Source organism: Acidiferrimicrobium sp. IK (assembly GCF_025499425.1).
Lineage (GTDB): Bacteria > Actinomycetota > Acidimicrobiia > Acidimicrobiales > Palsa-688 > Acidiferrimicrobium.
In genome coordinates this window covers 43,567-63,718 of record NZ_JAIMCB010000011.1, presented here as the reverse complement: position 1 = coordinate 63,718, position 20,152 = coordinate 43,567, and the positions used below count along the sequence as shown (strand labels likewise).

At 66.0% G+C, this 20,152-nt stretch carries 18 protein-coding genes; 8 read left to right on the top strand and 10 right to left on the bottom strand.

What is annotated here, in order from left to right:
• The 3 genes from K6U06_RS17600 to K6U06_RS17590 form a co-directional block, all read left to right on the top strand.
• The coding region (locus K6U06_RS17600; RefSeq protein WP_262323269.1) for a hypothetical protein at positions 1-1,006 on the top strand (1,006 nt) is incomplete at its 5' end.
• Between the two features lie 334 nt (positions 1,007-1,340).
• Positions 1,341-2,729 carry a hypothetical protein gene (locus tag K6U06_RS17595; protein ID WP_262323268.1) on the top strand — a complete coding sequence of 463 codons (1,389 nt, stop codon included), beginning with the start codon at positions 1,341-1,343 and terminating at the stop codon, positions 2,727-2,729.
• A gap of 173 nt (positions 2,730-2,902) precedes the next feature.
• Positions 2,903-3,778: a phosphotransferase family protein gene (locus K6U06_RS17590; RefSeq protein WP_262323267.1), complete on the top strand. Its 876-nt coding sequence runs from the start codon at positions 2,903-2,905 to the stop codon at positions 3,776-3,778.
• A gap of 42 nt (positions 3,779-3,820) precedes the next feature.
• Here the strand turns inward: K6U06_RS17590 and K6U06_RS17585 are convergent, their stop codons facing one another.
• The 3 genes from K6U06_RS17585 to K6U06_RS17575 all read right to left on the bottom strand — a co-directional run bounded on the left by K6U06_RS17585 (position 3,821) and on the right by K6U06_RS17575 (position 6,891).
• Positions 3,821-4,588, bottom strand: coding sequence for a crotonase/enoyl-CoA hydratase family protein (locus K6U06_RS17585; protein WP_262323266.1), 768 nt, complete (start codon positions 4,586-4,588; stop codon positions 3,821-3,823).
• 2 nt (positions 4,589-4,590) lie between these two features.
• On the bottom strand, positions 4,591-5,367 hold the full coding sequence (locus K6U06_RS17580; protein WP_410051083.1) for an SDR family NAD(P)-dependent oxidoreductase: 777 nt from the start codon (positions 5,365-5,367) through the stop codon (positions 4,591-4,593).
• Between the two features lie 99 nt (positions 5,368-5,466).
• Positions 5,467-6,891 (bottom strand): lipopolysaccharide biosynthesis protein, encoded by a 1,425-nt coding sequence (locus K6U06_RS17575; RefSeq protein ID WP_262323353.1) that lies wholly within the window; start codon positions 6,889-6,891, stop codon positions 5,467-5,469.
• A 395-nt stretch (positions 6,892-7,286) separates the two neighbouring features.
• Between K6U06_RS17575 and K6U06_RS17570 the strand changes: the two genes are divergently transcribed.
• The 4 genes from K6U06_RS17570 (at position 7,287) to K6U06_RS17555 (ending at position 12,277) form a co-directional block, all read left to right on the top strand.
• Positions 7,287-8,363, top strand: a complete 1,077-nt coding sequence (locus tag K6U06_RS17570) for a GNAT family N-acetyltransferase (protein WP_262323264.1) — start codon at positions 7,287-7,289, stop codon at positions 8,361-8,363.
• Positions 8,364-8,632: 269 nt separating this feature from the next.
• Positions 8,633-9,946 carry a glycoside hydrolase family 16 protein gene (locus tag K6U06_RS17565; protein ID WP_262323263.1) on the top strand — a complete coding sequence of 438 codons (1,314 nt, stop codon included), beginning with the start codon at positions 8,633-8,635 and terminating at the stop codon, positions 9,944-9,946.
• A gap of 146 nt (positions 9,947-10,092) precedes the next feature.
• On the top strand, positions 10,093-11,304 hold the full coding sequence (locus tag K6U06_RS17560) for a glycosyltransferase (RefSeq protein WP_262323262.1): 1,212 nt from the start codon (positions 10,093-10,095) through the stop codon (positions 11,302-11,304).
• A 166-nt stretch (positions 11,305-11,470) separates the two neighbouring features.
• A complete protein-coding gene (locus tag K6U06_RS17555) occupies positions 11,471-12,277 on the top strand; it encodes a hypothetical protein (protein ID WP_262323261.1) in 807 nt (268 codons plus the stop codon).
• Positions 12,278-12,340: 63 nt separating this feature from the next.
• Here the strand turns inward: K6U06_RS17555 and K6U06_RS17550 are convergent, their stop codons facing one another.
• The 7 genes from K6U06_RS17550 to K6U06_RS17520 all read right to left on the bottom strand — a co-directional run bounded on the left by K6U06_RS17550 (position 12,341) and on the right by K6U06_RS17520 (position 18,418).
• Entirely contained in the window at positions 12,341-13,027 is a 687-nt protein-coding gene (locus tag K6U06_RS17550) for a glycoside hydrolase family 16 protein (RefSeq protein ID WP_262323260.1), read from the bottom strand.
• 170 nt (positions 13,028-13,197) lie between these two features.
• The gene (locus tag K6U06_RS17545; RefSeq protein WP_262323259.1) at positions 13,198-13,590 is read right to left on the bottom strand and encodes a hypothetical protein; all 393 of its coding nucleotides are present in this window, start codon (positions 13,588-13,590) and stop codon (positions 13,198-13,200) included.
• Between the two features lie 109 nt (positions 13,591-13,699).
• Complete coding sequence (locus tag K6U06_RS17540) at positions 13,700-15,514, bottom strand: hypothetical protein (protein ID WP_262323258.1); 1,815 nt, start codon at positions 15,512-15,514, stop codon at positions 13,700-13,702.
• A 2-nt stretch (positions 15,515-15,516) separates the two neighbouring features.
• Entirely contained in the window at positions 15,517-16,269 is a 753-nt protein-coding gene (locus tag K6U06_RS17535) for a type II CAAX prenyl endopeptidase Rce1 family protein (RefSeq protein WP_262323257.1), read from the bottom strand.
• 74 nt (positions 16,270-16,343) lie between these two features.
• On the bottom strand, positions 16,344-16,595 hold the full coding sequence (locus tag K6U06_RS17530) for a hypothetical protein (RefSeq protein ID WP_262323256.1): 252 nt from the start codon (positions 16,593-16,595) through the stop codon (positions 16,344-16,346).
• Between the two features lie 45 nt (positions 16,596-16,640).
• Positions 16,641-17,447: a polysaccharide deacetylase family protein gene (locus K6U06_RS17525; protein WP_262323255.1), complete on the bottom strand. Its 807-nt coding sequence runs from the start codon at positions 17,445-17,447 to the stop codon at positions 16,641-16,643.
• The gene (locus tag K6U06_RS17520) at positions 17,444-18,418 is read right to left on the bottom strand and encodes a glycosyltransferase family 2 protein (protein ID WP_262323254.1); all 975 of its coding nucleotides are present in this window, start codon (positions 18,416-18,418) and stop codon (positions 17,444-17,446) included. Before K6U06_RS17520 ends, K6U06_RS17525 begins: the two co-directional genes overlap by 4 nt.
• A gap of 1,054 nt (positions 18,419-19,472) precedes the next feature.
• Between K6U06_RS17520 and K6U06_RS17515 the strand changes: the two genes are divergently transcribed.
• Positions 19,473-20,138: a glycosyltransferase family 2 protein gene (locus K6U06_RS17515; protein WP_262323253.1), complete on the top strand. Its 666-nt coding sequence runs from the start codon at positions 19,473-19,475 to the stop codon at positions 20,136-20,138.
• Positions 20,139-20,152: the final 14 nt, after the last annotated feature.

Below are 20,152 nucleotides of genomic sequence, written 5' to 3'. Positions count from 1 at the left end.
CACGGTCAACGTCACAGTGACCACCCCCACCCAGACCTCGGCTACGACCACAAGCGACACCTTCACCTACACAGCCCAATACTCGGTGACGCTGGCCGCCAGCACCACGGCGCCCCAAGCCGGACAGACCGTCACCCTGACCGCCACCGCCAACACCGACGTCGGACCCACCCCCTACGGGCTGTCAATCGTGGACACGACCACCAACACCCTGCTCGCCCACGTCGGAACCGGCACGACCGTCACCACCACCGTCACACAAAACACAGCGACCACCCAGAACTACGTCGGACGAATCGACACCCAAGGCGGCGACCCCGTCGCCGCCACCTCCACCCCCATCACCGTCACCTGGACCGCCACCACACCCCCACCCCCGCCGGCCGCGCTCAGCGAAGCCGCTTCCTTCCCGGTCAACAGCGAGTCGGACGGGAACAGTTCCATCGCCGTCACCCCACAGAAGGTCGGGGACCTTCTAATTGTCAGCATGCAACTCCACTCGACCAGCGTGGAGGTAAAGTCGGTCTCCGGAGGCAACGGAGGCACCTGGCATCGGGCGACCCGATTCGTCGACTCCGCCAACACGTTGAGCTACGAGGTGTGGTACACCTCCGCCACCCGGACTGGGACGGCCGACATCACGTTGACGTATAGCGCCCCGACGGCATTGCCGATCGAGCTGATCGCTGACTCCTTCACCGGCGCTCCCCATGGCAGTTGGTCTGTCGTCGCCAGCGGTGGGCGATCGAACGCAGCGTCATCAGCGATCTACTGGCCGAGGCTGACCAGCGGAAAAGCTTCGTTGCAGCTGTACTGGGGGGCTTCGGAGGAGCACACCGCCGGGACCGGCGTCACCACCCCGGGCTTCGTCGCTCAAGACACCGCCAACGGCAACGAGTTCATAGCTGATCCGTCGCTCGCACCACTCACGGCGTATTCACCGGTCGGAACTGACAGTCCAGCCAATGTTTCGACCGCCGTCGGCGTCATCTTCGCAGCCAGCTGAGCTGCCGCCGGCCGGCTGCGAGTAACGACCAGCTGCCTCGGCCGGCTACGGCTGCCCGCCCAGTACGAAGCCCGCAGGTACCGGGGTACGGGCTCGGCACCTGCCCGGCCGGCTTATCTGGCCGTGCGAACGGAGTAGCCTTTCCGGACCAGCGCCGGTCCGACGTTGCTCAGATGGCACTGGAGCCAACAATGACCGAGTGCCCTGGTTTCACACATCATCATCCAGCGGTCCGTCGCCGCAGGCACGGGGCAGTCGGGCTCCGAGGCTCGCCCGGCCACGATCTGCACCAGCACGGGCGGATGCCGCCAGCGACTCGGCGGCCAGCCTACAGATGACTGTTATCCACCCCATGCTGCAAGGGGCGTTCGCCTCATTGGATACCTACGCAGTCGACTGGTGCCTCTTGCGCGGCGAAGCGACCTTGGCGGATCCTCACGGCGACGTCGACTTGCTGGTTGCCCACCGCGACCATGCCGCGCTCGACGACGCGCTGGCAAGCCAGTCATTCCTCCGACTGCAACGCTGGGGGGCGGGTGGACACCTTCTCTACCTTGGCTACCACCCGGCGACCGACCGGTGGATCGAGCTAGACATAGAGTCCGACATCGAGTTCGGTCAAAGCGGTAGCTTCCTGACCAACTGGACCCGACCAGCGCTGCGCCTACCGGTCGGGGTGGGCGTGCTGGGCCGCCGACAGCTCCGCGACGGGATCTGGGTGCCTGATCCCGACGACGAGTTCTGGCTCCTCCTCCTCCATTGCGTCATCGACAAGGCCTCAGTCGCGGAGCGGCACCGGGCTCGGCTAGGAGCGCTCGCGGGCTCCGCAAGCGGTGATGGCCCTATCGGACGCGCCGTCACGGCCAGCAGCGCTCCCGGGTGGGGCGCCTGTCGAATGATCCAAGCCGTGGAAGAAGGGCGTTGGGACGAACTGGTCGCCGCCGGCCAGGCGCTTTCCCGCCGGGCCACCGCCGCGATGCCGGTGCGGGCCCGGGCGGCCGCGCTCGGCCGAGGGATTCGCCGGCTCGCGGCCAACGCTCAGCGCGTCGGTCAGGGCCGAGGAGCGACCGTCGCCCTCCTGGGACCCGACGGTGCCGGCAAATCCACGCTCGCTGAGGGGCTCGCCTCGGCGATGCCCATTCCGTGCCGGCTGGTTTACATGGGGCTCTGGCAGGGGGAAGGAGACGCGCACGAGCCCGTTTCGCTGGGTAAGGCGGTCATCGCCGCGGCCCTGCGGCCCCTGAAGGCATGGCGAAGGGCTGCCACCGCCTTGTACCACCAGGCCCGAGGTCGAACCGTTATCCACGATCGCCATTCCTACGACGCGTTGCTACCTCCTCGCGGTCCGCATGCCCGGCTGAAGCGGGTGTTCTTCGGGTTCCTGGCCCGCTCGGTGCCGCCGCCCTCCTTGGTGCTCGTACTCGACGTGCCGAGCGATGTAGCGCATGGCCGCCGCCCAGACGAGAACGCCGAACACCTCGCGCTAGCCCGACGCCAGTATCAGGAGCTTGCGCGTCGCCTCCCCCAGGCGGCCACGATCGCTGCCGAGCGGTCACAAGACGAGATGCGCGTGGAGGCCCTCAGCAGGTTCTGGGAAATGATGGTCGCCAGTCGCCGACCGGTCGGCTCAAGGCGACACGGGCCGGGTGGCCTACTGGAGAGCGAGCGGAATGGTTCGGAGCAGCGAGGGTCGCTGACTCAGCCGGGGCAGCGGCCTCGATGAAGGCTCGGGACGCGAGCACGAGCGCTCTCGACGCGCTTGTCGGTGCCTGGCGTGGGGCTGGCGGCCGTCGACGCCTAAAGCGGGCGGTGGGCCTCGCTCCGGCGGTAATCGCCAGAGCAAGCGGCCAAAGCGAGTTGCCCGAGCCAGCGACCTGGGTGGTGCACTCCGCACTGATGAGCAGCACGCGCGTTGCCGTGCTCAAACTCGGGCCGCCGGGCGGTGATCCCATCGCCGTTCTCAAAGTGCCGTCGTCGTTGCAGGGAGCGCTGAACCAGCGTCGCGCCGCGGCAGCACTTGCCCAGCTCTGGTCGATCCCTGCGCTCGAGGACTTCGTGGGGCTGCTGCCACGAATGCTGGCGGCCGAAACGATCGATGGGCAGGAGGTGTTTCTCGAACGAGCGCTGCCGGGTGTCGAGGCCAGTCGCGCCGCCCGGGGCAGCGCCGAACGGCTGCGCCTTCTGGCCGAGGCCGGCAACTCGATCACTGCACTGCACGCCTGCACGAATCGACGCCTTCGGATCGAAGATCCGATCCTTGACCAGTGGATCGATCGTCGCCTGGCGACGGTCGCGTCCGTGACCCGTCGACAAGAGCCCATGGAGAGACTCGGCCAACGCTTGCGCGGCGCGTGGGGAGGACGAACAGAGTCAGTGAGCTGGGTTCACGGCGATTACTGGCTTGGGAACGTCCTCACCGAACCGGTCTCCGGGTCGGTCTCCGGCATCGTCGACTGGGAGTGGGCCGGAGACTTGGAGCTAGCTGCGCATGACACCGTCTACCTCCTCCTGCACGACCGGATGCAAGCCCAGCATCGAGAGTTGGGGGAAGTCGTCGCGGACCTGCTCAAGGGTCAGGCCTGGCTCAGCCACGAACAGGCGATCCTTCGCTCCGCCGGTCTCGCCGGCGACGATGTCCGAGCTGACAATGGGGCAACACTGCTACTCGTGTGGCTCCGTCAGATCGCGTACAACCTGATGCAGGACCACCGAATAGGCCGGAACTTTATCTGGGTGCACCGCAACATCGACTGCGTGCTGCGAGCGGTCTGACCGGGGATGATCCCGACCGGGAACCCGGCCGGGATCATCCAATCAGCGGCCGGTCCAGTTGGGTGGCCGCTTCTCGATGAAAGCGGTCAGGCCCTCTTTGAAATCCTCAGAGGAAACGGCCTCGGCCATGCCAGCATCGGACAAGCTCCAGCCCACTTCGTCAGAAGCGTGGGTCGCCTCGAGGACGACCTTGCGGCTGGCGCGCACCGCGACCGGCGCGTTGGCCTCGATCCGTCCGGCCAGCTTCAGTGCGGCCTCGAGTGCAGTTCCCGGCTCGACCAGCTCGTTGACCAGCCCGAACCCATAGGCACGCTCCGCGGTGATCGGGTCACCGGTCAAAGCGCACTCCATCGCGACGTTGAAGGGAATCTTGCGACCCAGTCGGAACAGGCCGCCGGCGCCGGCAACCAGGCTGCGCTTGACTTCGGGGATCCCGAAGGTGGCGGTGGTGGAAGCCACGACCAGGTCGCAGGAGAGGACCACCTCGGTGCCCCCGGCCAGAGCCGGCCCGTCGACGGCGGCGATGATCGGCTTGGTCCTGTCCCGCTTGGTGATGCCCCCGAAGCCACCCTTCTTGGTGGAGAGGCTGGCGCCGTTGCCGGCGTTGATCTCCTTCAGGTCGGCGCCAGCGCAGAAGACCGGCGGGACGCCGGTGATGACACCCAGCCACAGGTCGGTGTCGTCCTCGAGGCGGTCGATGCCCTCCTCGATGCCCCGGGCCACGTCACCGTTGACGGCGTTGCGGGCCTCGGGGCGGTTGATGGTGAGGATGGCGACGTGGCCCTGGGTGCGGTACTCGACGGCAGCCACGGCTACTTCGGCGCCAGACGGGCGCCGCCGTCGAAGCGGATGGTCTCGGCGTTCATGTAGCTGTTGGTCAGCAGTTCGACGGCCAGGCTGGCGAACTCGGAGGGGTAGCCGAGCCGGTCCGGGAACAAGACGTCCTTCTTGAGCTTGGCCTTGAACTCCTCGGCGTTGCCGCCGAAGCCGTAGATCGGCGTGTCGATGAGGCCGGGGGCGATGGTGTTGACCCGGATGCCAACCACCGCCAGGTCCCGGGCGACCGGCAGGGTCATCCCGACCACGCCGCCCTTGGAGGACGAATAGGCGGCCTGTCCGATTTGGCCGTCGAACGCAGCCAGCGACGCCACGTTGACGATCGCCCCACGTTCGTTGTCAGCCTGGGGCTCGTTCTGGCTCATGGCCGTGGCGGCCAGGCGGACCACGTTGAAGGTGCCGACCAGGTTGATGTTGATGACCTTCCTGTATACCTCGAGGTCGTGGGCGGAGTCGTAGCTCCCGTCGCGGCCGATCGTCCGAGTCGCCCAACCGATGCCGGCGCAGTTGACCACCGAGCGCAGCGGGCCCATCTCCTTGGCGGCCTCCACCGCCGCGATGACCTCATCGGTGTTGGTCACGTCGGCGCGAGCGAAAACGCCACCGGTCTCCTTCGCGAGAGCCTCACCCTTCTCGTCGTTCATGTCCAGCACAACGACCCGGGCGCCCCTTTGAGCTAGGAGGCGAACCGTCGCCTCACCCAGCCCCGAGGCGCCGCCCGTCACGATTGCGGAACTCCCCTGGATCTCCATGGCCTGTACCGTAGTGAGCACTGCGCGGGAGCGTCCAGACAAGCCGAGACTGGAGTCTCGATCGCCGCGGTATGCGCCTGGGCGCCCGTCAGCACGGCGTCACAGCTTCTGGAGGCTGCCAGCGACCGGTCCGATGTCGGCTTGTCGGTTGCCGTCTCGAAGCACCAGCAGTAGGGCGACGAGGCAGGCCATGCCGAGCGCCAGCCGTCCAAAGAACCACAGTCCCCCTGGAGGCAGCACAGCGGAGCCGGCCGCCACCAAAGCCGAGCCGACAGTCACCGCAAGCAGGCGAGTTGGGACTCGTCGTAGCCGGGTCACCCTCCTGGCGAACAGGTGTGCCACCAGTGCAAGCAGGCCGTAGGACACCAGCGTCGCGAGAGCCGATCCGTTGATGCCCAACACGGGGACCAGCCACAGGTTCAACACCACATTCACCACAGCGCAAATTCCGGTAGCGGCCGCCACCGCCGCCGTACGGCCAGCAGCCACCAGTACTCGGTATTCCGATGTGTACGTGAGTGCTGGCAGGGTGGTCAGCGCGACCAGCACGGTCGTCGCAACCAAGCCGTCAGGGTGGAAGGTGGAGGGAGCCCACACGAGAAGCACGGCCGGTGTCCCCAGCGCCAGACCGAGCATCGTCGGCGACGCCATGCGCAGCATGAAGTCTCGCGTCTTCTCCAGAATTTCGGACCGGGCTTCGCCTACCGCTGAAAATATCGCTGGCAACCATACAAGATTGAACGTCATCAACAGTGTGGCTCCCGTCGCTGCCATATTGTAGGAGAGGGAGTATCGGCCTACAGCAGTTGGACCGAGGCGACTTTGGACCACGAGTCGGTCGCTTGAGTTAAGAACAAAGAATGCAATTTGAGCAGGGATGAGCGGTAGGCAAAATCCTAGGATCCGGAAGTTCCGCCGGTAGTCGAGGACGCCGTCGAATAACGGAGGAGCCACGGCGGCGCAGATGGCCAGAGAGACCGCCTGCCCGATTACCATGCCTAGCAGATAATTGGCGGCGGTGCCGTCCATAACTGCGACAAGACTCAGCCCGACGATTTGTGAGCCCAACCCCGACACTATGCTGATGATGCCGAACGGGAGCGCCTTGTCCCGGGAACGTAATAGCGCTTGGTACACGATAGTCGCCGACGAAAGCCCGCCCCAGATGACAGCCAAGCGCAGCGCACCGGTGTCCCGCCCGAAACCGAGGGGACTCGACCAGGCCGACGCGCTCAGCGCGAGCGCTGCGGTAAACACCGCAGCCGAAGCCGACGCCAAGGTCAGCAGGCTGCGGGCATGCCGGTCGCCGTCCGGTCCTTCGGCGTGGAGTCGCTGGACACCCACTTGTAAGCCGAGTCCTTCAAAACAGACCAGAATCTGCATGATCGCCATTGCAGCCGCGACCCGCCCGAATTGGCTCGGGCCTATCAGACGCGTCACCAACGGCGTTACGACTGCGGCCAGCACCATTTGCAGTGCCTGACCGCTGAAGTACAGGTAATCGCGTCTCCCGCCAGAGATCACCGACAATCCAGCAGCTCCCGCAGGAGGCGGTGGGGGATCCGACTGCACCATCGGACGTTACCAAGCAGGCCGACTTTCACGATATCGGGTGTCGTCACTCCCACTACCAGTGAACGACACGCCACTGAGCGTGAAGTAGCCTCCTCCGCCTACGGAAGAGGCCAAAGCAGGTACGATCGGGCTGGGCATTCGCTTCTCCCTGATTGGGGATCGCGCACTATTCTCATGGACCACCTCGAAAGCGGCGTCCAAGTTGGAGCCCGTCCTCTGCCGGGCGAGGACCGCAGTAGTCTCCAACTGATGCCGTCCGCGTTCGCTCCCAGATCGCGCCGCGCGAAGGATCAGTGGGTGATCGCAGGCATGGAGTATAGAGCGGTGCTCATGGCCTTAGTCCGGTGCTGACGGTACGGGTCGTCCGGCCCAGCCAGCTCGACGCCGATCGACTCGAGACCTGGCGGCGCCTCCAGCAGAGCGCTGCCCACCTCGCCAGTCCCTTCTTCTCCCCCGAGTTCGCCCTTGTCCTCGACCGCGTGCGCAATGACGTGCGCGTGGCCGTGTTGCAGATGTCCTGCGGCGAATGCGGCTTCTTCGCCTTCCAGCAGCGCGGCCGTGCAGGACGAGCGCTGGGGTACGGCATCAGCGACTGGCAAGGAATCGTTGCCAGCCCGCGCCTTGAGGTTTCAGCGCACGAGCTACTTGCCAGCTGTGGTTTGGCGGTGTGTCGATTCGACCACCTCTCGGAGCAGGACGCGAAGCGGCTCGCGCCCCGGGCGCAGCGAACGCAAAGCTGGATCATCGACGTGGGGAACGACTTCCGGGCCTACGAGGAAGGACGCCGAACTTCGTCCCCTGGGACCTTCCGCTCGATGAGCCGCAAGCTTCGCACGATGCAGCGACGGCACGAGGTGGAGTTCCGTTGGAACGATCCTGACCGCAGCGCCTTTCGGACGCTCGTCGAGTGGAAAAGCAGGCAATACCTCCAGACCGGCCGGCGCAACCGGTTCGCGCAGCCTTGGATCACCGGCGCGCTGGAGGAGCTTCTAGAGAGCGACGCGACCGGCTGCGCGGGCGTTCTCTCCACGCTGAGGCTCGACGGTGAGTTGGCTGCGGTGCACTTCGGGATTCGGTCTGAGCACCTGCTGGCCTGCTGGTTTCCGGCCTTCTCATCCCAGTGGGGTGCTTACTCGCCCGGGCTGCAGCTCTTTTGGATGATGGCCGAAGCGTCTTCATCCAAGGGCGTGTCGCGACTCGACTTGGGGAAGGGAGACGAGCGCTTCAAGCAGATCCTCGCCAACTCCTCCGAGCCGCTCGCCGAGGCGGACATCACGATCCCATCCGTGCGGGCGGCAGCATTTCGAGTCCGGAGCGCCCCGCTCCGACAGGCGCGCCGCTTCGTACTCGCCCACGAGGGCTTGCGGGCCGCCGCCAGACGAACGCTTCGGGGGATCGGACGGATCCGCCAGCCGTCGTGATGGTCTGATTTGCCGGTTTTTCTTCTAACTAGGTCCGGCTTGAGGAGGTCTTCCGCCAAGCCGACGTAACGACCATGCACAGGGTCGCCATCTCCCCCGCCTCGCGGGCGGTACGCCGCCGAGACACCCGAGCGCTCCGCCTCATGGCCACCGCCGGTACCGCGTGTTGCTGCATCGCCGCCACGCTCGGGCTAGTCCCTTCGGCATCCGCTGCCACTTCCGAACCTATTGTCGCCCAAGCCGCGACGCCGGATGGCGCTGGCGCCTGGATGGTCACCGCGTCCGGTGACGTCGTGACGAGCGGCGACGCGACCAACCTGGGCTCCCTGGCCGGCGCCCACCTCAACCGCCCGATCGTCGGGATCAGTGCCTCACCAGACGGGCACGGCTACTGGCTCGTCGCCTCCGACGGCGGGATCTTCGACTTCGGCGACGCCGCCTTCTACGGCTCTACCGGCAACGTCCACCTCAACCAGCCGATCGTCGGCATGGCCGCCTCACCCGACGGGCACGGCTACTGGCTCGTCGCCTCCGACGGCGGGATCTTCGACTTCGGCGACGCCAGCTTCCACGGCTCTACCGGCAACGTGCGCCTCAACCAGCCGGTGGTCGGTATGGCCGCGACTTCCGATGGGCAGGGCTACTGGCTCGTCGCCTCCGACGGCGGCGTGTTCACCTTCGGCGACGCCTCGTTCTACGGCTCAGCGGTGCCCAGCGGTCAAGTAGTCGGGGTGTCCTCTCTCCGAACCGGTGGTTACGTCCTCGGGACTCGCAGCGCCACCGTTCTGGCCTTCCGGCCCGGCGGAGAGTCGGTCCCGCCGACCACCACCACAGCTCCACCGGCGACGACTCCGCCGGCCCCCGCCCAGCCGAGCGCCGGGTCGTCCGATCCGTCGGGCGTGGCGATGCCCACGACCGCACCGGACGGCTTCCACTTGCTCTACGACGACAACTTCGATGGCTCGTCAATCAACTCCTCACTGTGGTACCGGTACTCTGGGCAGCCGGGGGGCGACCCCCTCGCTTGGTGGTCCCGGTCCCACACCACCGTGTCGGGAGGAGCACTGCACCTCTCCACGTATCAGGACTGGAACCCTCAGCTCGGCCAAAACTCGTGGGTGAGCGGTGGACTCGGCTCTCACCAGACGAACCTCTACGGTCAATACTTGGTTCGGATGCGCACCGACAGCGGCGCGGGCATCTCGGCGATCGCCCTGCTATGGCCAGACGGTTCGAGTTGGCCTCCCGAGATCGACTTCTACGAAGACTCTCCGACGTCGAACGCTCGCGATGGCATGGCGGCCACCCTCCATTACGGGGCGGACAACAGCCAGATCCAGCGATCGCTGAGCGGTATCGACTTCACCCAGTGGCACACCTTCGGGGTCACTTGGACTCCGGGCCATCTCGTCTACACTGTAGACGGGCAGGTTTGGGGCTCAGTCACGAGCAGCGAGGTACCTACCGTGCCGATGGCGCTGGACTTGCAGACACAGTTGATCGGGACCGACAACAACGCCACACCCGCTCAGCCCGTCGTCAACATGGATGTCGACTGGGTCGCGGCGTACGGCATGAACTAGCCCCGCCTGCCGTCCAAGGGCATGAAAGCACTTGAAAAAGTTCGGCGTTCTGTAGGCTAACAACCATCCGCGGTCGGTCCGCGGACGGCTGAGGAGAGTCAGTGGTTCGGAGTTCGACAAGAGGGCCCGCGAGCGGCTCGGCGCGGGTGGCGGCTACCAGGATCATCGTCCTCGACCACGAAGACCGCGACCGCTGGGAGGGTCACATCGATTTCGATGATCGGATCTACGAGCAGGTGGACGTGCTCCTACGAGTCGAGCGTCGACCGGTGATCATGCAGCGGATAGTCCGTAAACCCGACACGCCACTTGCGGAACAGCTGCGCTCGGAGTTACCGAGCGAGATCAATTGGCGTCTAGACGATCGGGACCGCCCCTCTGGCGACGAGAAGTTGCCGCACGCCACGGTCGTGGTCGCTTCCGCGTTCCAACGCCAACCGGAGATTCAGGAATGTGTCGAATCCCTCCGCCATCTGGACTATCCGGATTTTGACATCGTCGTGGTCGACAACCGCAAGACCGCCCGCACGGAGGACGCAGCGGAGCTGCTGTCCGGTGTTGGCTCGGGACCGCGAGTAAAGGTGGTCCACGAGCCGATCACGGGCGGGTCGGCCGCACGCAACCGGGGATTGCGGGAAGCGACCGGGCCAATCGTCGCGTTCACCGATGACGACGTCATCGCCGACGCCAGCTGGTTGCGGTGCCTGGTACACGGCCTCCTCGGCAACCCGGCTGCCGACTGCGTAACGGGGATGGTCCTTCCGCGTGAGATCGTGACCACCGCGCAGATGCAGTTCGAAGAGTTCTTCGGGGGATTCAATCGTCGTCTGTCGCCCGCGACGTTTGGCGCCCCGGAAGACGCCGAGGACGCTCTGTTCCCCTATGCGCCGGGCCGGTTCGGGACCGGCGCCAACATGGCCTTCAGGACGGAGCGCCTGCGAGCGCTCGGCGGCTTCGACGTCGCGCTCGGACCCGGCACCCGGGCTCGGGGTGGAGAGGAGCTGGCGGTATTCCTACGCCTGCTCGATGGCAAGAGCCAACTCAGCGTCGAGCCCGCCGCCATCGTCTACCACCGACACCGGGAGACCGTCGGGGAGCTACACAAGCAGATTCGGGGATACGGCATCGGGCTCACCGCCATGTACACCTCGCTTGTGTTGAGCGACCCTCGCCACCTCCTCGAGATCGGTCGACGTTTCCCCCGAGCGATCGCTCTCCTGGTGCGCTCGTCCAACGGTACCGTCCGCAAGCCCACCCACGACGCAATCAAGCTTCCCGCCCGTCTGCGAGCCGAGCATCTCCTAGGTATGGTAAGTGGCCCGGTAGCGTACCTGCGGAGTCGCGCAGACTTCCGGTAGGCACGGACACCACCTGGTATCAGGCGGCCCTGGCCGCCGTAGGGTGGTTGACCGCCGGATTCGGCAAATGGGCGCTCCGACGCTGGCGTCCTTGTTCGGCGGGCCGCGGTCCATGCGATCCGCCACCAACGACTCCAAGCGAGTGGGCCGGTAGGATCGGAGGATCATGAGGCGGCTCACCGCGGGTTGGATCTTTCTCGCCCACAACACCCGGCTCGTGATCCAGCGGTGGTTGGAACGGATGACACCGATCCGCCGACGGTACCGGGAGAACGTCGCTCAAAGAGCACTCGCGACTTCTCCGGGGGTCTGCCCGGAAACGGTCCTGGTCTCGATATATAGGTACCGCAACTCAGCGAAACTCCGGGCACTATTAGCCCAGGCTGGCCCCTCGGTAGACGTTCGACTCTGGGCGCTCGACGAACCGTGCCCCTCACTCGAGCACCTGACGGTCGGCAGCGGCCCGGGCCCCAAACTGCACCTCGTCAACCTCCTTTTGTCACACCGGTCAATACCACCTGAAGCATTCGTCGTTATCGCCGACGACGACGTTTGTTTTAGCAAAGGAGACCTTGCTACCTGCATCAGCGTGGGTGCGTCCCACGGTTTGGACCTGTTTCAACCGGCTCACAGCTGGGCTAGTTGGGTCACCTATCCACTCTTGTTGCGTCGTCCTCGACGGGAGGCAAGGAGGACATCCTTCGTAGAGTCGGGGCCTCTTTACATCGTTAGCCCGTCGGGGCGGGCCAAGGTCCTCCCCCTCCCGGATATCGGGATGGGATGGGGTATCGAGGTGCTTTGGTCCCAGATGGGATTGCGAGAGGGCGTCATTGATGCTTGTGCGATCGTGCATATGGATCCGATCGCGGCCACCTACGACACGTCGGCCTCGCAGAGACAGCTCGACTCCCTATTGAAGGAGGCTGGGTTCAGGTCGATCTACGACCTCATGGTTGTCCACGACCGCTGGTAGCCGCTTGCTGGCACTGCGCGCCGTCCGGCCCTTCCTCGCCAGTACGGTGCATCAACGTCGGGATCAGGGTTTAGCGGGTCCAGGAGCCATCCGGTAGGTGGCGACCCAGTCGACCTCTGTTTTGACCACTGGCGGCGTCGTGGAGTCCGGACAGCCGTGGAAGGTCTGCGTGCAAGCCAGCGCCTGGGACTGGATGTCGAGGGTCATGGGCACCGCAGGGACACGGCTGCTCGACACCTCAGCCCAAGGACGCCCATCGATGGTGTAGACGAGGTGGCCCGGCGTCCAGTCGACGCCAAAGACATGCCACTTGGTGAAATCGACGTTACGCAGGGTGTGCTGGATGATGTCGTCGTCGCGAGGTCCGTAGTGGAGCGTGGCACTCATGGAGGTCCTGCGGTTGTCGAGCGGGCTGTCCTCGTAGAAGTCCACCTCCGGAGGCCAGGTTCCCGTCGGGAAGAGGAGAGCAATCGCGGATATCCCCTTGCCACCGGTTGAGCGCATCCGAACCAAGTAACGCCCATAGGTCTGGGCTCGATCGTTGATCTGCCCGACACCACCCGACACCCACCGCATGCCTTGCGGCGTGTTCGCCCGATAGGTGCTGAGGACAAGATTCCCGCCGGTCACCGCCACATGACTTGGCTCCCACCACCCGCTCGGATCGCCGGCGGGCTGGCCCGAGTAGGCACCCCACCAGTTCTGTGTATCGAGGGCGGTTCCAGAAAAGTTGTCGTAGCCCGTGAGCACCCAATCCCTGTTCGACCCGGGAACCGGAAGACCTTGACTGCGCAGAAGGAACAGACCAGCAGCCACGCACGTCACAGCGACAGCTAGTGCCGAGGCGAAGAGCCAGCGCCGGGGACGCCGCGACCGTCTGCCCTCACTGAGCAGCTGCCGCTCCCCGACGACCGAGGCACTCATCCCAGCCGCGCCCACACCGCGGCCGCCGCGGTGACAGCTAGGGAGAGCAGGTAGGGCGCGTAGGGATGCCACGAGCCGAGCGCCAGCATCAGCCAGCCAGCGACGAGCGGCAGCGCGAACGAAACCGCTAGGGCCGCCGTCACCTCGAGATCGAGGCGCGCCAGCCGCAGCAACCGGGCCACCGACCAGCCGGGGACGGTCAGGACGTAGGCGATGACAAGGGTCTCGCGCAGCGCCGACGGCAGGTTGATATGGGTAACGGCGGCCATTACCGCGACGGAGGCGAGCAGGAGGCCGTCAGCGGCCCTGCCCCCACGCAACCGTCGCGCAGCAGCGTCAGCAGCGACGCCAGCGGTCGCTTTCGGGGCCAAGGAGTCGGATTGCTCCACGTTCGTCAGCCTTCGGAAAAGATCGTAGCTACAGACATCGGACGGTCGGCGACCCACGGCTCTCGCCGGACGAGGCTCGACACTATCCGGGGATCGTCCATTCTTTGGATCATCTGCTGCGATAGGCGTATAGGACGGCGTCGGGACGCTGGAAGACCACCACGAAGTGCCCGCTGGCGGTGACGGTCCGTTCCGCTGCCTGCTCCCAGCCCGCGGGCAAACCCTCTTGGATCTGGCCGTAGGCCTCTTGCCCGGCGGAGAACAACACATAGACGGGCCGTCCCGGATACGACCGGACCAGGTGGACGAGAGCAGAGCCCGACGCGACCGGCGGGCTGACGAAGGGTTCGCTGGCCAGGTTCAGGAAAGGACCCGGGAGGTTGGGCACGGTGCTCACCATCACAGACCTCGGCGGCGCGTGGGCGTAGAACCACTGGACGGCGTGGACCTCACCGGGACGCATCTCCTCGAATTGCTCGTTGCCGTACGCCGCCACTACGAAGGTCGGAACGGCGAGGACCAAGATGGCGGCTAGCCCTATCCACTTCAGCCGGCCGGAGTCGCGCCCCGGCATGAGCGCGTGCGCCGCTAGCAGCCCGGCGAATGGAAGCCCATAGAGGAAGGCCCGGATGAGACCTTCGCCGCCGTAGGGCTGGACGATCGGCAGCACGAGCGGGGGAACGAAACAGGCGATTGCTGTGACGTCCAAGCGTCGGACCCGCAATCGGCGGAGCACCCCCACCGCAGCAAGCCCCCACACCGAGGCGGTGAACAGCAGCCGGAGGTAGACCACGATCTTGTGGGCCTGCGCCCCGGCGATCCGGGAGCCGACGTTCTGGGAGAACGATGACCCGCCGCCGCCGTTGATGCCGAACAGCTGGGCCAAGTGGCCGGACCAGAAGTCGACGGCAAAAAAGCTGATGTAGAGACCGACCATGCCGGCAATCAGGAACGGCAGGCTTCTCGCCGACATTCGACCCAGCACTACCAACGTGAGCAAGTCGAGGACTAGAGCGACGGGCGTCAGCTGGTGGCTCACAGTGGCGGCCGCGGCGATAAGGACCAGGATCGCCAGCGCCGCGACGCGTTGCTTCGACGTCGAAGTCCTCGCCCCCCCGGGATCACCCACTGCCTCGGAGGCAGCAGCCAGCTGCAGCCTGTGGAGAACCCTTAGCGGCCAGCGCCCTCCCCTGCGTTTGGGGCCGGGAACCGGAGAGTGCCCGAAAAAGTGGAGGGCGAGCGCAACGCTCGCGAGGAACAGCAGGAAGATCACGGCCTGGTCCGAGAGGTATGCCTGCCCGGTCCAGTCCGCTATGAAGAACACCCAAACGGCCAGCCACGCCACCCGGGGGTCATTGGTGAGCGAACGAGCAATCGAGAGGAGCGGCGCGACATATCCGATGCTGATGACGACCGGGGCCCACAACAGCAGGTGAGAAGCGTCCTTCACCCCTGCCGCCGCCATCAGCGAAGCGACACCTCCGAACAGACCCGGCCAGCTCCACCTGGCATCAGCATGCAGGAGCACGTGCCCGGTAGAGGCGACCTGGTTGATGAAGCCGGCCGTGTACCAGGCCACCGACCACCGGGCGACCTTCTCTCCCAGCGGGGAGGCCCCGTACATCAACACGATCAGGCCGAGGACGTGCAACACCGGTAGAAGCGGATCCTGCGCAGCGCGGCGCAAGACCACCACGAAACTGAGGGTGAGGGCAATCGTGGTGATCCACGCCAACACGGGGACCACGGAGATCATCCCGTAAGGACCGGCGGCCGCGGCATCCATGTTCGAGAAGGCAATGACCCCGAGTGCGACGAGCACGACGACGGCGGCGGTCCACAACCGCCGACGGCCCCGGCTCGGGGGGTCAGAGCCGAGGATCGATGCCCTGACGAGCCGGTCGACTTTCAGGGTCGTTGCCACTGTCAGCGGCCCGCCAGCAAAACCACGGCCAGTCCCGCAGCAATCGCGTGCGCGACACAGAGGGCTCCAGTCGCCTCCGTCCTGACCCGCACAGCAGACGCTGCGGTCCCGAGAGCGAACACCAACACGAGGAATAGGTACCGGTGCGAACCGGCGTACACCGAGGCGACCAGCAAACCTTCCACGGGTGGGCCGAGCCGACCCACGGCGTCATGGAGGGGGGAGCTCAACGAACCGCGGAACAGGAGCTCTTCGGGAACGCCAATCATCACTGCGGCGGCCAGCGCCTCGAGATAAAGGCTTCGACCCGTGCCGAGAGCGAAGTGCAGGGACGGCAACGCGGCGGCCGCCAGTGCTCCCGCCGGTATGGCGGCCAATAAGGTGATGGAGGTCAGAAGCGGGTGGCTCAGCTGGCGCCACCAGGCGTCGCGGATGCCGGCGGCGAGCAACCTGAACGGCAACGGGGAGACCGCCCGTTTGACCGCGAGGTAAACCAGCCAAAGACCGAAACCCTGGATGGCGAGTCGTTCCGCTGGCGTCAACAAGGGCAGCGGCATGGCCAGTACTACTACCTGCGCGGTGGCAAGCCCAACGATCGGGCTGAGGAGTGACCGCACTGGAAGAAGGGCTCGCCAGCCACCCAGACAACACAGGAGGAGAGCCACGCCGCCCTGGACAGCTACCGCGGGTGCCAGCAGGCCGTTCCATTCGAGGTAGCCGCTCTCGGCGAACGCCACTACCACCGCCAGCAGCAAAGCTGCACCCGCGGAGAACGGCGCTATCCGCAGGGATGCCTCATGGGCACTCTCGCCGGCATCGATTGATGCGGTCACGACAGCACCGCAAAGCGCTCCAACACCGTTACCGCCGCCACCAGCGCCGCCCCCGCAGTCAAGATGGAGAATCGACGCAGCCCAACCCGCCGGACCGCTTGGGCGGCTACCGACACCCGAAACAGCTCCCGGCCGCAGAAAGAAGCGATGAGAATCACCGCGACGACCCCGCCCGAGCTGGCGCTGATGGCGACGATGCTGTGGGTCGCCAGATAGCGGTACACCGACGGAAGAAAGTACGTGTCCATGTCACACAGCTCCGCTGGCGCGAGCCACTGCCGACCCATCGACCATCAGCGGCTGAGGTCGGGGCCGCTCGGCAACGGCACCAGGCGCACTGGAGGCTCCCGCCACTGGCGAACGACCCGCCAGGCCGGCCGCAGAAGGGAGCCGACAGCTTGGCGAAGCTGACCTCGCTGACCTTCCTCGAGGACCCGCACGAGAGCAGGGCCGTCCATCCCGGGGCGCACGATGAGGCGACGAAGGGCATACCGGCGGGCACCAGGCGACGGCTGGAGCCCGTACCCCACTTCGCAGGCATCCGAGTAGCCGGCCTCCGCTGCGGCCCTCCGAACCTTGGCAGTGTGGTAGCCGAACGGATAGGCGAGCAGCGTCGGGGGCCGTCCGATTCCCTCCGCCAGAACCCGCCGGCCACCTGTCAGCTCGGCGCGAAGCTCGTCGTCGGTCAGCCGATCGAGGGCGACGTGACTGTGGCCGTGCCCGCCGACCTCCACTTGGTCGGGGTCGAGGCCCCGCAGCTGCGGCCAGCTCATCACCGTGGGCGTAGCGCCGCCCGTCTCCACCCATGCGGCGGGCTTGCCGACCCAGCCGGACGGGACGAACACCGTGGCGTGGAACCCCCGGGCCGAGAGCGCTGGTACGGCCATCTTCCCGAAGCTGGTGAACCCGTCGTCGAAAGTCAAGAACACGGTCCGCGCATCTGCACCCGTGGTCCGCAGCGACGACAGCGGCGCCGTCTTCCAGCCGGCGGCAGCGAGGGCGTCCAGGTGCTCGCAGAATCGCGCCAAGGGAACCTCGAACTCGTCGCGGACCTCCGGACCGTCCACGATGTCGTGGTACATCAGAATGGGAACGGTCACGAGGCAACTGGGCTAGTCGCCACGGATCTGCGCGCCGGGTCGATAAGCCTCAGCGCCTGAGCGCCGAGCCCGACCCTCCCCAGCGCGTACCCGAGTGCAGTGAGCCCCAGCCCGCCAGCTATCGCCACCGCCCGACCCAGGCCACCGACGTTGCCTCGCGCCGCTGCAGCCAGCTCACGCCCGGCGGCGTGGCGCAACGTGCGAGTCACGTAGGTGCGCTCGGACGCGGTGGCATCGGAACTGCCGATCAGATCGGCGATGACCGCCTTGGAAAGTCCCTCGGCGAAGCACCGTCGGGCGAAGTAGGCGATCCGCAGACGGTCCGCACTCACGACGTGGTCAACGGATGCCTTTGGCTCATACCAGAGGACCGACCCGGTTAGCCGCTGCGCGACACGGATCGAGAATTCCGTCTCCTCACAGCCGAGGGGTGCTGTGGCGCTTCTGCCGACGTGCGTCGCGAACAGCCCGACAGCAGCGAACACAGTGGCTCGGAAGGACATGTTGGCGCCGATGAAGTTGCGCACGGCAGCGGGAGCCGTGGGCTGACCGGTATAGCTGCAGCCAACCACCCAGTCGAACTCAGCGGGGAACCAATTCGGGCGTCCGCTATCCGGCCAGCGCGGCGAGACCAACCCGCCGACACCGAGAACGTTGGGATCTGCGTAAGGGACGACCAAAGCGGGGAGCCATCCATCCGAGGCGACGGCATCGTCATCTAGAAAGGCGACAATCGCTCCCCCGGCCCGCCTGACCCCGGTGTTTCGGGCGCCGGAGAGTCCCTTGGAATCTTCGTTGGGATAGACCTTCACATCCGCCGGTACTTCCCTGAGCGCTGTGGCGAGCAGCCCGTCGTTGTGGTCGACGACCAAGATGACCTCTGCAGGTGCCGGCTGGCGTCGAACGGAGCCGATGGCATCAAGAGTCTGGGCCCATCGGGCCTCGGTGTACGCGCAGATCACCACCGACACCGTCAGGCTGGCGTTGTCCTCCAGGACGATGGGATCCTCACCTGCTCCTGCGAACGGGCGCGCTCTCCTAGCCATGACGGGTAAACGGTACACCTGCCCACCCTCGGGCTACCGGCGGGCCGGTGCTCGTCGAAACCGTCAAACCGGCAAAACGCGCTGCCCCCAGGGTGTCGTCTGGGAGGATGCTCAGCTCTCGGCGGAGCGCCGGCGTACCGTCATAACCAGGACCCCGCCACCAATTACGAGACCCCCGCCGAGGAGGCCCATGGCGAGGGCGTCGGTACCGGTGAATGCGAGCTGCGAAGAGGTCGAGCTCGCCAGCACCGGGGGGGTCGTTGAGGCCGAGCCCCCGCTATTGCTACCCGATAGGGGAACGACCGGGGAGCTTCCCGAAGACGGGGTCGGGTCGGTTGGCGGGGTGGTGCACACTGCCGCCGCAGTTGTGCTCGTCGTGCTGAGCGCGACGGTGGCGCTGGTAGGACCCGCCGCACTGGCCGGGGCAGCCCAGAGGACTGCCGACAGGAAGACCGCTCCGCCCCCGGCGAGGACGCCCTTGAGTGATGCCCGCATGATTGTCTCTTTCCTTGAGATCGTCGCCCGCACTGCACTACTGTGCGAGTTGGACGTCACTCAGAGCATACAATTCGGCGGTGTGCGACTGCAACGAGTATTCGTTTTTGACCAACACGACCACGCAGTGTGGTGATGGGGGTGCGCTCCGCTGATCCGGGCTCCGCTGGACGGCCCTGCGTGGCGGGCTAATTCCTGAATGCTCGCTTCTGCGAGCGCCGGGTTGTCGAGGCGGCTTCCACTCGTTACGCTCGGTGATGTCGCATAACCCGCTTCGCCACTCAACGTGCTGAACGCTTCACATCGGCCGTCTGGTGGTTTCAGGTGGGTCCCCAATCCCAACTGACCACCCGCTCGAGAGGTCGACATGTCCAACCAGGAGCGCCCCGACTACGCAAGAACTCCTCAGGGGGTTGGCCTGCACGCCGTCACGCCTCTCGTGCCGCCGAACCGGGTTCGACAGGAGGAAGAACTGCCTCCGACGGTGAGCGTCGTGATTCCGACCTTGAACGAGGCGGAGAACATCGGGTTCGTGCTCAGCCGGATCCCTGGGTGGGTGGAGCAGGTTATCGTCGTCGACGGCCACTCGACCGACGGGACGCCCGATGTCGTGCGGGCGCACCGGCCTGACGCGCTCATCGTAACCCAGGACGCCAAAGGCAAAGGCAACGCACTGAACTGCGGGTTTGCCGCTTCCACCTCCGACATCATCGTGATGCTCGATGCGGACGGGTCGACCGATCCCGCCGAGATTCCGCGGTTCATCGCCGCGCTTCGCACCGGCGCCGACTTCGCCAAGGGAACGCGTTTCGTCACCGGCGGCGGCTCGTCCGACATTTCGGGCATCCGTCGCTTCGGCAACATGGCGTTGAACGTCCTCGTCAACCGACTGTGGGGGAGCGACTACACAGACCTCTGCTACGGCTACAACGCGTTCTGGCGCCGGCACCTCCATCGCCTGGCGGTCGACACCAACGGGTTTGAGGTCGAGACCCTCCTCAATATCAAGGCCATCAAAGCCAAGCTGCGAGTGGTGGAAGTGCCGTCTTACGAGGCTGACCGTCGTTCGGGCACCTCAAACCTCCACGCTGCTCGCGACGGGTGGAGGGTCCTTCGCACGATCATCGCTGAGCGGATCCGGCCGCACTAGCTAGCCAACCGCTG

Bases quoted from the DNA above. Each gene is read 5' to 3' on its own strand.
- K6U06_RS17565 (WP_262323263.1), top strand. From the start codon at position 8,633: ATGGTCACCGCGTCCGGTGACGTCGTGACGAGCGGCGACGCGACCAAC.
- K6U06_RS17590 (WP_262323267.1), top strand. From the start codon at position 2,903: ATGAGCAGCACGCGCGTTGCCGTGCTCAAACTCGGGCCGCCGGGCGGT.
- K6U06_RS17580 (WP_410051083.1), bottom strand. From the start codon at position 5,367: ATGGAGATCCAGGGGAGTTCCGCAATCGTGACGGGCGGCGCCTCGGGG.
- K6U06_RS17595 (WP_262323268.1), top strand. From the start codon at position 1,341: ATGACTGTTATCCACCCCATGCTGCAAGGGGCGTTCGCCTCATTGGAT.
- K6U06_RS17555 (WP_262323261.1), top strand. From the start codon at position 11,471: ATGAGGCGGCTCACCGCGGGTTGGATCTTTCTCGCCCACAACACCCGG.
- K6U06_RS17530 (WP_262323256.1), bottom strand. From the start codon at position 16,595: ATGGACACGTACTTTCTTCCGTCGGTGTACCGCTATCTGGCGACCCAC.